Genomic DNA, 9,852 nt, shown 5'->3' on the forward strand with positions numbered 1-9,852 from the left:
GGTGGCGTATATTACGCTTTCCTCTTTCAGAGTCAACCCTTAATTTCAGGATATTTGACTCTCATCGCCGCCGTTACTCTGTGATGTTGTTCACATGTTCCGTGTCGATGGAGGCGCATTATAGGGATCTCTTTTTATAGCACAACCCTTTTTTCGATCTTTTCTTCCGACTGATTAGTTTTCGCCCTTTTCGCTGCGATCATGTCCAATTCGCCTTATTTTTGATGCTTTACCTCCTTGCCATCGGTTAAGAAAGCAGCCACAGTCAATCTACGAAGAGAACTTTCAGAGGTATTTATGTCTGCAGTATTACGTCCTTTTCAAAAAACCTATCCTGAAGTTGGCCAAAGAGTGATGCTTGATAGTTCAAGTGTTGTGATTGGTGACGTGCGTCTTGCTGATGATGTGAGCATTTGGCCACTAGTTGCTATCCGTGGCGACGTTAACTATGTGGCTATTGGTGCTCGTAGCAATATTCAGGATGGGAGTGTGTTGCATGTAACGCATAAATCTTCCTATAACCCGGAAGGCAATCCACTTATTGTCGGTGAAGATGTGACTGTGGGACATAAGGTCATGCTGCACGGCTGCACGATCGGTAACCGCGTGCTCGTAGGAATGGGATCGATTTTGCTGGATGGTGTAGTAATAGAAGACGATGTAATGATCGGTGCAGGAAGTTTGGTGCCGCAAAATAAACGTCTTGAGAGCGGCTTCCTTTATCTGGGTAGCCCAGTAAAGCAGATCCGCCCTCTTACGGCTGGAGAACTGGAAGGCTTAAAATACTCAGCCAATAACTACGTTCGCTGGAAAGATGAGTATCTTGATCAGGAAAGCCAAACGCAGCTTTGATTGTCATGTTCACCAGTTGCAATTAACTCCTCTGCTTCGTCTTCCAAATCCCAACGATTAAGACGAAAGAGCTCGAGCCATGATTCTTTATTATCGCCACCATAACGGCTGGCGATAGTTTCCCCGGTAATACCGCACATCATCTGAAAGCCATTTACTAATGCAGGAAAGCAGACCGCCAGAAGTTGATCGTCCCATTGCTCGCGATCGGGAAACTGGATCGACTGGTTCACTTCGACATTTCCTGCTTTAGCTTCTCTATTACTGGCGCGATTTCTGGTAACACACCGTGCCACAAGAAAAAGGCATGTGCAGCCTGACCCACCAGCATTCCTAAACCATCGGCATAATGTTGAACACCATGTTGTTTGCACCAATGCAAGAACGGTGTATCGCCCTTTTGATAGAACATGTCATAGCAATGAACATTATGCGAAAGCAACGAAGTTGGAATGACAGGAATATCACCAGCAATGCCGCTAGAGGTGGCATTAATAATAAGATCGAACTCATGCCCCTCCAGCTCAGACTGCTCTAACGCCTGAATACTGCCAGTGTGGCTAAATAGTTGTGCGAGCTCCATGGCTCGAGAAAATGTCCGGTTGGTTATCGTTACAGAGCAATCAAGCGAGAGCAAAGGTAGTAAAACGCCCCGTGCCGCGCCACCAGCCCCCAACAGTAAAATTCGCCGACCCGGTTTGATCAGCGATAAACGCTCCAGATCGGTTAAAAGACCAATCCCATCGGTGTTATCGCCGAGCAGGCGCCCATCGTCCAGGCGCTTAAGCGTGTTCACCGCACCGGCTAATGCAGCACGCTCGGTCAGTTCATCAGCACGGGCAAATGCTTGCTCTTTAAAAGGAACAGTAATATTGACGCCTTTACCGCCCGCCTGGAAAAAATGCTCAAGAGTTTCAATAAAAGCATCAACAGGTGCCAACACACGGCCATATGGATGCTCTATTTTTAACTGCTCAGCAAACATCTGATGAATTTGCGGTGATTTGCTGTGCTGAATTGGGTTACCAAAAACGGCAAAGGTGTTCATTAATTACCCCTGGCGGAAAAGTTCGCCGGTCAAAGCGTCACGAATTTCAGACGGATTCAGCCTGCCTCCGGTATCGCCACGCAGTACCGGGAAGCCATCACCAAATTGAGCCAGGACTTCATCAGCCGTACGACAAGGTGGTAAACCAGATAAATTGGCACTGGTAGAAACCAAAGGTTTGCCAAAAACCAGGCATAAATCACGAACCAATGGATGATCAGTGACCCTCACGGCTAAGGAATCAAATCGACCCGTTAGCCAGCGCGGTGTTGAAGGAAGAGCTGGGAAAACAAAGGTCACAGGCCCTGGCCAACGAGAGAATACGGTTTCTCGCTGCATTTGCGAAAGCACGGAGCTATCTATATATGGAACAAGTTGCTCGAAACTCGCAGCTATCAGGATAAGGCCTTTGTCTACGGGGCGATGTTTTAACTCTAGTAAACGCGTAACTGCCAGCTCACTGTCAGGATCACAACCGACGCCAAACACTGCTTCGGTTGGATAAGCGATCACTTGTTGTTGTTTTAAGGCGGCAACGATCTCTTGGAGTTGCTCTGTTTGCAGGTTTGTCTTCACAAGCTTTATTCCGCCGTTACCGGCTTTCCACATTGTTTGCTGGCACAGAATTGTTTCAATCCCTGCGCCGTTTTCTTTTCGATGAGTAACGGATAGTGACACGCAGGGCATTCGCCTGCCACTGGTTTGCTATTAATGACGAATTGACAGGTCGGATAGCTATCACATGACCAAAAGGTTTTACCAAACCGAGAGCGTCTTTGGACTAATTTACCTTTCTGGCATTGAGGGCAATTGATTGCAGTTTCATCGGGTTTGTCGATAACTTCGGTATGATCACAAGTTGGGTAATTGCTGCAACCAATGAACATGCCGAAACGCCCCTGGCGTAATACCAGGTTTTCCTGGCATACAGGACAGTGTTGACCTTCAAGTACTTTAACCACATGGCCATCAGCCAGGCTTTTTAGCGGGCGAACATAATCACATTCCGGGTAATGGGAACAGCCAAGAAAAGGGCCGTGTTTACCAGAACGAATGACTAACCCTGCCCCACATTGGGGACAGGGTTCATTTTTAGGCACAGTGAACAGTGCTGATTTGGTCATAACATCTCATGCCGCGGCTTTAATTTAATGCAGCATACCTTCATTTACTTCGAAGAGTAATTCTTCCATTTGCTGATATGCATTTTCGCACCCCGGAATGTTGAACAGTACCATTAGCACCACCCACTTTAAGTCTTCCAGTTCGAACTCAGCGGTGTCTAACGCTAATACTCGTTCAATGACCATTTCACGGGTTTCGAGGTTCAGCACCTGAATCTGTTCCAGGAATAGTAAAAACCCCCGACAAGTTGCATCAAGTCGCTGGCACTCTTCTGCGGTATACATACGCATAGAAAGAGGATCAGCGGCCAGTTGCATGGGTTCAGTCAGACCATCTTGATAGTCCGCCAGCTTTTCAAGCCATACAAGAGCGTTATAAATGTCTTCGTGATCAAAACCAGCATCGGCGAGATCACGCGTCAATTTATCTTGATCAACTCGCATTTCCACTTCGTTGTGGATGTAGGTTTCAAATAAGTACATTAGTACGTCGAACATGGCATGCCCTCCTCAATCGGACATAGCCGCCGGGTACAGCTGCGATCCATCCTGCTAACTCCAGTTCGAGTAGCTGGGCTACCGTAACTGGCACAGGTTGGCCGGCACGTTCAGCGACGACGTCAACAGGTGTAACCTCATCTCCTACGTTAGCCAACAGCTCAGGAAATGGCAATGTTCGATCCCCTTCATTGTGTGAATATATTAAGGCCTTGGGGATAGAGGGAAGCCATTGCAATTCATTTTCCAGATGCTCAAGTATGTCTGAAGGATGACTCACTAAAGTAGCGCCTTGCTTAATTAGAAAGTGAGGGCCCTCACTCCCTGGGCTGCCAATTGCTCCAGGTAATGCAAAAAGCTCCCGGCCTTGTTCAATGGCATATCGTGCAGTCACCAAAGAACCGCTGCGCTCACTTGCCTCCACGACAAAAACAGCCCGACTCAAGCCGCTGATAATTCGATTTCTGCGTGGAAAGTTCCCCGGAAATGGCGTGGTATTCAGTGGAAACTCAGAGATAATGGCACCACCCTCGGCAATAATCTGCTCACCCAATTGTTTATGACGTTTAGGGTAAAGATTTGCTAGCCCATTTCCTAAAACAGCAACTGTTTTTCCATGTACGTTTAACGCTGCGCGATGCGCTACAGCATCAATACCCAAAGCCAAACCACTCGTTATCGTTAATCCCGCAGTAGCTAATGGTTCACAAAACATTCGGCACCACCGTTCGCCATAAAGAGAAAGGTTACGGTTACCGACTACGGCTAATTGGTTACTGGCAAGAAGCTCAATATCACCTGCGACAAATAGCGCTGCCGGGTAACAATCTATTGCCCGCAACTGATCGGGATAATTGGCACTATCCGCAGTAAGCAGGTGGTGATTAGGTTGCTCAAGCCAACAAAGTGAAGCTTCCAGCTCTTTTTCACTAAACTCCAGAAAATAAGAAATCTGCAGAGCAGATAAGCCAGAGTTGGAGAGATGAGTGACAGTGCATTCCGGTTCGTTTAGTAAGAAACGGGCAATTTTTAATAGCTTATCTCCACTGAGACTTTGAACAGCCATCAAGCGTAGCCATATCTCCTTTGGTGGCATATCTTCCTCCTGCCATAAGCTATAAAAGCAATCCTTGCGATTGGTCACTGATGCTGTCAATCAGGCGGGGAAATGTCTAGAATAGAGGTAATAATCTTTCTATCAATTGAACACAGCTCTGGATATTTATGTCAGTTTTGCAGGTATTACATTTTCCGGACGAGCGCCTTCGCACTGTGGCGGCTCCGGTCAAAGAGGTGAATGCTGAGATTCAGCGGATTGTCGATGATATGTTCGAGACAATGTACGCAGAGGAAGGTATTGGCCTTGCAGCAACACAGGTGGATATCCATCAACGTATCATTGTGATTGATGTTTCTGAAAACCGCGACGAGCGCCTGGTTTTGATTAACCCTGAGCTGCTGGAAAAAAGTGGCGATACTGGTATCGAAGAGGGTTGCCTGTCCATACCAGAACAACGTGCTCTTGTTCCTCGAGCGGAAAGAGTCAAAATTCGCGCTCTGGACCGTGAAGGTAAGCCATACGAACTGGAAGCTGATGGCCTGCTTGCCATTTGTATTCAACACGAGATGGATCACCTGGTTGGCAAACTCTTCGTTGATTACCTTTCGCCGTTGAAGCGTCAGCGTATTCGTCAGAAACTGGAAAAAATGGCTCGTCTGAATAAGAGTGCCTAATCCATCACACAAGGGAATAATGTGTCTGATTCACTGCGTATTATTTTCGCTGGCACTCCTGACTTTGCAGCGCGTCATCTTGACGCGCTGTTGTCTTCTCAGCACCAGGTAGTTGGCGTATTCACACAACCCGATCGTCCTGCTGGGCGTGGCAAAAAGTTGATGCCAAGCCCAGTTAAAGTACTGGCGACTGAAAGGGATATCCCTGTATTTCAACCAGCCTCTTTGCGCCCTGCTGAAAATCAGGAACTGGTTTCCAGCTTGAACGCTGATGTCATGGTGGTTGTAGCTTACGGTCTGATTCTGCCAAAAGCGGTTCTGGATATGCCACGCCTGGGCTGTATTAATGTTCATGGTTCGCTGCTGCCACGCTGGCGTGGTGCGGCACCTATCCAGCGTTCGTTATGGGCTGGTGATGCCGAAACAGGCGTGACCATTATGCAGATGGACGTGGGTCTGGATACTGGCGATATGCTGGTGAAACTCTCCTGCCCAATTGAAGCCACTGATACCAGCGCAACGCTCTACGATAAGCTGGCAAACCTTGGCCCTGTGGGGTTATTAGAAACGTTAAATCAGTTGGCTACAGGCCATGCAAAACCTGAAGTTCAAAATGAAGAGCTGGTGACGTACGCTGAAAAACTCAGCAAGGAAGAAGCACGTATCGACTGGTCGCTTTCTGCCTCACAACTTGAACGGTGCATCCGCGCTTTTAATCCGTGGCCAATGAGTTGGCTGGAAATTGACGGGCAGCCCGTTAAAGTCTGGCAGGCATCAGTGATTAACCAACCGATTAAAGCAGCACCCGGAACCATTGTTGAAACCAACAAACAGGGTATTCAGGTGGCAACTGGTGAAGGGATTTTAAATCTGGAATCACTTCAACCTGCTGGAAAGAAAGCGATGACTGCACAGGACCTCCTGAACTCTCGCAGTGAATGGTTTAAGCCAGGTGCACTTCTCGCCTGAGAAAAGAAATTCTTTGCGCCCAGGTCAATCACCTGGGCATTTTTGTTTTTAAGCGCCGAAAAACCAGAGCGTACGTATGAAAAAAACATTAAATCTTCGCAGTATGGCCGCACAGACGATTGAACAAGTTGTGGAACAAGGTCAATCGCTCAGTAATGTCCTGCCTGCTATGCAACAAAAAGTCTCTGATAAAGATAGAGCATTGCTTCAGGAGCTTTGCTTTGGCGTATTACGCACTCTGCCTCAGTTGGAATGGTTGATTGGTAAATTGATGTCTCGCCCGATGACGGGCAAGCAACGCACCATCCACTATTTGATTATGGTAGGTTTTTATCAGCTCCTTTATACCCGCATTCCTGCTCATGCTGCTCTGGCAGAAACAGTTGAAGGGGCAGCTGCTATCAAGAAGCAATCACTTAAAGGTTTGATTAACGGCGTATTACGCCAGTTCCAGCGCCAACAAGAAGAGCTGATGGCAGAAGCGGCTAAACATGAAAGCCGTTTCTTACACCCGAGCTGGTTACTGCAACGTTTGAAAAAAGCCTATCCGGGCCAATGGCAATCTATTGTCGATGCCAATAATCAGCGCCCTCCTATGTGGCTGCGTGTTAATCGCCAACACCATACTCGTGAAGAATGGATGGCGTTATTAGCAGAAAAGGGGCTGGAAGGTCATGCTCATCCACAATATCGCGATGCAGTGCGCCTTGAAACTCCTGCTCCTGTTCACGCATTACCGGGGTTTGAAGAAGGTTGGGTGACAGTTCAGGATGCCTCAGCGCAAGGTTGTGTTGATCTACTGGATCCGCAAGATGGCGATGCGATCCTCGATTTGTGTGCAGCACCTGGTGGCAAAACCACTCATATACTTGAAGCTGCACCTAAAGCACGCGTGATGGCTGTCGACATTGATGAACAGCGCCTGAAGCGTGTGCACGAAAACTTGCAACGTCTGGGTATGAGTGCAGAGGTTAAATCAGGAGACGGGCGTTTCCCTGAACAGTGGTGTGGTAATCAACAATTTGATCGCATTCTTCTTGATGCACCGTGTTCAGCTACAGGTGTTATTCGCCGCCACCCGGATATCAAATGGTTGCGTCGCGACAGAGACATCGCTGAATTAGCTGCACTGCAAAAAGAGATTCTGGAAGCTATTTGGCCAAAACTGAAATCGGGTGGCACATTGGTTTACGCCACATGTTCTATCCTGCCAGAAGAAAACTATCAGCAAGTCGCGGCATTCCTGGCGCAGCATCCAGAAGCAAAACTGGTGGAAACAGGTACACCAGAAATGCCAGGGATCCAGAATCTCCCTTCTCCGGAAGATGGTGATGGCTTCTTTTACGCTAAGCTAATTAAAAGCTGATTCAGGTTTGCTGAGTCTTAGGTTTCATCTCATGAAGCTATAAAACAATGAAAATAATAATTCTCGGTGCGGGCCAGGTCGGCGGCACACTGGCAGAAAACCTGGTAGGTGAGAACAACGATATAACTGTTGTTGATACCAATCAGGATCGCCTACGCAGTTTGCAGGATAAGTTCGATTTACGCGTTGTGCAGGGGCACGGCTCGCATCCGCGCGTTTTGCGTGAAGCAGGCGCCGATGATGCCGATATGTTGGTCGCAGTAACCAGTTCTGATGAAACGAACATGATTGCCTGTCAGGTAGCATATTCGCTTTTTAATACGCCAAACCGAATCGCGCGAATTCGTGCACCTGATTACGTTCGTGATGCCGAGCGTTTATTCAACGCCGAAGCCGTGCCAATTGATCACCTTATCGCGCCTGAACAGCTGGTAATCGACAATATTTATCGCCTGATTGAATATCCAGGTGCACTTCAGGTGGTGAATTTTGCTGAAGGGAAAGTAAGCCTTGCCGTTGTGAAAGCTTATTACGGTGGACCACTCGTCGGAAATGCACTTTCGACTATGCGCGAACATATGCCGCATATCGAAACGCGCGTTGCGGCGATTTTCCGTCACGACCGTCCTATTCGCCCGCAAGGTTCGACTATCGTTGAAGCCGGAGATGAAGTCTTCTTCATTGCCGCCTCTCAGCATATCCGTGCCGTAATGAGTGAATTGCAACGACTCGAGAAACCTTATAAGCGCATTATGCTTGTTGGTGGCGGTAATATTGGGGCAGGTCTGGCACAGCGTCTTGAAAAAGATTACAGCGTTAAGCTCATTGAACGTGATCCGCAGCGTGCTGCCGAACTTGCCGAAATGCTGCAAAACACCATCGTATTCTATGGTGATGCTTCCGATCAGGAACTGTTGGCCGAGGAGCATATTGAACAAGTTGATTTGTTTATCGCCGTCACCAATGACGATGAAGCAAATATTATGTCCGCTATGTTGGCTAAACGTATGGGTGCCAAGAAAGTCATGGTGCTTATCCAACGTAAAGCCTACGTCGATTTGGTGCAAGGCAGCGTAATTGATATTGCAATTTCACCACAGCAAGCCACCATTTCGGCATTATTGGGCCATGTGCGTAAAGCCGATATCGTAGGGGTATCATCTTTACGTCGTGGAGTGGCTGAAGCCATCGAAGCGGTTGCCCATGGCGATGAAAGTACTTCACGCGTAGTGGGTCGTTCTATTGATGAAATAAAGCTTCCGCCAGGTACGATAATTGGTGCTGTAGTCAGGGGAAACGATGTCATGATCGCCAATGACAATTTACGTATAGAACAGGGCGACCATGTAATTATGTTCCTGACAGATAAGAAATTTGTGAGCGATGTGGAACGTCTATTCCAGCCAAGCCCTTTCTTCCTATAACCTCTAGCGGGTAGATAAAAAATCTACCCGTCATTCTCTTAACCCAATAAACCCTCTGAATATTAAGGTATTAGCAGGGAATTCTTATTTCCTGATGTAATGGCAATCGGGTCATCATTTGTTAGACTTATTAACGTCAGCCGGTACAAGGAGAGAAAAATGAGCATGTTAAAAGAATTCCGTGAATTTGCTATGCGCGGAAATGTTGTGGATTTGGCAGTAGGTGTAATTATTGGGGCCGCATTCGGGAAAATTGTTTCATCATTAGTTGCGGATATTATTATGCCACCACTTGGGTTGTTAATTGGTGGCGTGGATTTTAAACAGTTCGCTTTAACATTAAGACCTGCAGCGGGTGATATTCCTGCCGTTGTGATGCATTACGGCGTATTTATTCAGAATATCTTTGATTTCGTAATTGTTGCCTTCGCGATTTTCCTTGCGATCAAAGCGATAAACAAACTGAATCGTAAGAAAGTCGAAGAACCTGCAGCACCACCGGCACCAACTAAAGAAGAAGTATTACTCAGCGAAATTCGCGACCTGCTGAAACAGCAGAACGAACGAATCTGAATGCGCTAGTGAAAAAAGGAAGGCCAGTGGTAAAAAAGCGATTTGCTTGTTTGCCACTGGCCTCCCAGTTACCTCGTTTGCCATGTTTTGTATTACGTTGGTAACTCCCTTTCCCTTTCTTATTCTGCTCAACTCTTTGACGAAATAGTGGGTCATGTAGCAATGCCTCAATGGCATTATCTTTGATGATCCCTCTCTTATGCTGATACTTGCTCATACAAACTCCAAATTGATTAAAATAACGGCGCGATTTTATGCCTTTAT

Annotated in this window: 13 protein-coding genes; 6 read left to right on the plus strand and 7 right to left on the minus strand. The window is 47.2% G+C overall.

Features of this window, described 5'->3' with window-relative positions:
* Positions 1-297: 297 nt before the first annotated feature.
* The gene (locus tag LVQ76_RS21665) at positions 298-852 is read left to right on the plus strand and encodes a gamma carbonic anhydrase family protein (protein WP_232863760.1); all 555 of its coding nucleotides are present in this window, start codon (positions 298-300) and stop codon (positions 850-852) included.
* Here the strand turns inward: LVQ76_RS21665 and LVQ76_RS21670 are convergent.
* From LVQ76_RS21670 to dprA, 6 genes are read right to left on the minus strand one after another with little or no spacing between them, the layout of a single operon-like run.
* Positions 828-1,085 carry a DUF1488 family protein gene (locus tag LVQ76_RS21670; RefSeq protein WP_232863761.1) on the minus strand — a complete coding sequence of 86 codons (258 nt, stop codon included), beginning with the start codon at positions 1,083-1,085 and terminating at the stop codon, positions 828-830. The two genes, LVQ76_RS21665 and LVQ76_RS21670, sit on opposite strands and share 25 nt — an antisense overlap.
* Positions 1,082-1,900 carry a shikimate dehydrogenase gene (gene aroE / locus LVQ76_RS21675; RefSeq protein WP_232863762.1) on the minus strand — a complete coding sequence of 273 codons (819 nt, stop codon included), beginning with the start codon at positions 1,898-1,900 and terminating at the stop codon, positions 1,082-1,084. The genes LVQ76_RS21670 and aroE overlap by 4 nt, the downstream gene beginning before the upstream one ends.
* Before the next feature lie 3 nt (positions 1,901-1,903).
* Entirely contained in the window at positions 1,904-2,476 is a 573-nt protein-coding gene (gene tsaC / locus LVQ76_RS21680) for an L-threonylcarbamoyladenylate synthase type 1 TsaC (protein ID WP_232863763.1), read from the minus strand.
* 5 nt (positions 2,477-2,481) lie between these two features.
* Positions 2,482-3,024 (minus strand): DNA topoisomerase family protein, encoded by a 543-nt coding sequence (locus LVQ76_RS21685; RefSeq protein ID WP_034461750.1) that lies wholly within the window; start codon positions 3,022-3,024, stop codon positions 2,482-2,484.
* 24 nt (positions 3,025-3,048) lie between these two features.
* Positions 3,049-3,522 (minus strand): DUF494 family protein Smg, encoded by a 474-nt coding sequence (gene smg / locus LVQ76_RS21690; RefSeq protein WP_034461751.1) that lies wholly within the window; start codon positions 3,520-3,522, stop codon positions 3,049-3,051.
* On the minus strand, positions 3,494-4,618 hold the full coding sequence (gene dprA, locus LVQ76_RS21695) for a DNA-protecting protein DprA (protein ID WP_232922448.1): 1,125 nt from the start codon (positions 4,616-4,618) through the stop codon (positions 3,494-3,496). Before dprA ends, smg begins: the two co-directional genes overlap by 29 nt.
* 128 nt (positions 4,619-4,746) lie before the next feature.
* Here dprA and def point away from each other — a divergent pair, with 128 nt between their 5' ends.
* The 5 genes from def (at position 4,747) to mscL (ending at position 9,588) form a co-directional block, all read left to right on the plus strand.
* Positions 4,747-5,256, plus strand: coding sequence for a peptide deformylase (def, locus tag LVQ76_RS21700; protein ID WP_064514237.1), 510 nt, complete (start codon positions 4,747-4,749; stop codon positions 5,254-5,256).
* 21 nt (positions 5,257-5,277) lie between these two features.
* Positions 5,278-6,225, plus strand: a complete 948-nt coding sequence (gene fmt / locus LVQ76_RS21705; protein ID WP_232863765.1) for a methionyl-tRNA formyltransferase — start codon at positions 5,278-5,280, stop codon at positions 6,223-6,225.
* A 76-nt stretch (positions 6,226-6,301) separates the two neighbouring features.
* Positions 6,302-7,591: a 16S rRNA (cytosine(967)-C(5))-methyltransferase RsmB gene (rsmB, locus tag LVQ76_RS21710; protein ID WP_232863766.1), complete on the plus strand. Its 1,290-nt coding sequence runs from the start codon at positions 6,302-6,304 to the stop codon at positions 7,589-7,591.
* Between the two features lie 47 nt (positions 7,592-7,638).
* Positions 7,639-9,015, plus strand: a complete 1,377-nt coding sequence (trkA, locus tag LVQ76_RS21715; RefSeq protein WP_034461757.1) for a Trk system potassium transporter TrkA — start codon at positions 7,639-7,641, stop codon at positions 9,013-9,015.
* 159 nt (positions 9,016-9,174) lie between these two features.
* On the plus strand, positions 9,175-9,588 hold the full coding sequence (mscL, locus tag LVQ76_RS21720) for a large-conductance mechanosensitive channel protein MscL (RefSeq protein ID WP_034461758.1): 414 nt from the start codon (positions 9,175-9,177) through the stop codon (positions 9,586-9,588).
* On the opposite strand, the gene LVQ76_RS21725 is transcribed toward mscL, so the two are convergent.
* Positions 9,542-9,805 carry an alternative ribosome-rescue factor A gene (locus LVQ76_RS21725; protein ID WP_232863767.1) on the minus strand — a complete coding sequence of 88 codons (264 nt, stop codon included), beginning with the start codon at positions 9,803-9,805 and terminating at the stop codon, positions 9,542-9,544. The two genes, mscL and LVQ76_RS21725, sit on opposite strands and share 47 nt — an antisense overlap.
* Positions 9,806-9,852 lie beyond the last annotated feature (47 nt).

It is taken from the genome of Buttiauxella cochleicola (assembly GCF_021283185.1).
In the GTDB taxonomy this organism is placed as follows: Bacteria; Pseudomonadota; Gammaproteobacteria; order Enterobacterales; family Enterobacteriaceae; genus Buttiauxella; species Buttiauxella massiliensis.

Excerpts from the sequence above, each read along its gene's own strand:
- LVQ76_RS21665 (WP_232863760.1), top strand. The coding sequence starts at position 298 with ATGTCTGCAGTATTACGTCCTTTTCAAAAAACCTATCCTGAAGTTGGC.
- aroE (WP_232863762.1), bottom strand. The coding sequence starts at position 1,900 with ATGAACACCTTTGCCGTTTTTGGTAACCCAATTCAGCACAGCAAATCA.
- LVQ76_RS21685 (WP_034461750.1), bottom strand. The coding sequence starts at position 3,024 with ATGACCAAATCAGCACTGTTCACTGTGCCTAAAAATGAACCCTGTCCC.
- smg (WP_034461751.1), bottom strand. The coding sequence starts at position 3,522 with ATGTTCGACGTACTAATGTACTTATTTGAAACCTACATCCACAACGAA.
- dprA (WP_232922448.1), bottom strand. The coding sequence starts at position 4,618 with ATGCCACCAAAGGAGATATGGCTACGCTTGATGGCTGTTCAAAGTCTC.
- def (WP_064514237.1), top strand. The coding sequence starts at position 4,747 with ATGTCAGTTTTGCAGGTATTACATTTTCCGGACGAGCGCCTTCGCACT.
- rsmB (WP_232863766.1), top strand. The coding sequence starts at position 6,302 with ATGAAAAAAACATTAAATCTTCGCAGTATGGCCGCACAGACGATTGAA.
- trkA (WP_034461757.1), top strand. The coding sequence starts at position 7,639 with ATGAAAATAATAATTCTCGGTGCGGGCCAGGTCGGCGGCACACTGGCA.
- mscL (WP_034461758.1), top strand. The coding sequence starts at position 9,175 with ATGAGCATGTTAAAAGAATTCCGTGAATTTGCTATGCGCGGAAATGTT.
- LVQ76_RS21725 (WP_232863767.1), bottom strand. The coding sequence starts at position 9,805 with ATGAGCAAGTATCAGCATAAGAGAGGGATCATCAAAGATAATGCCATT.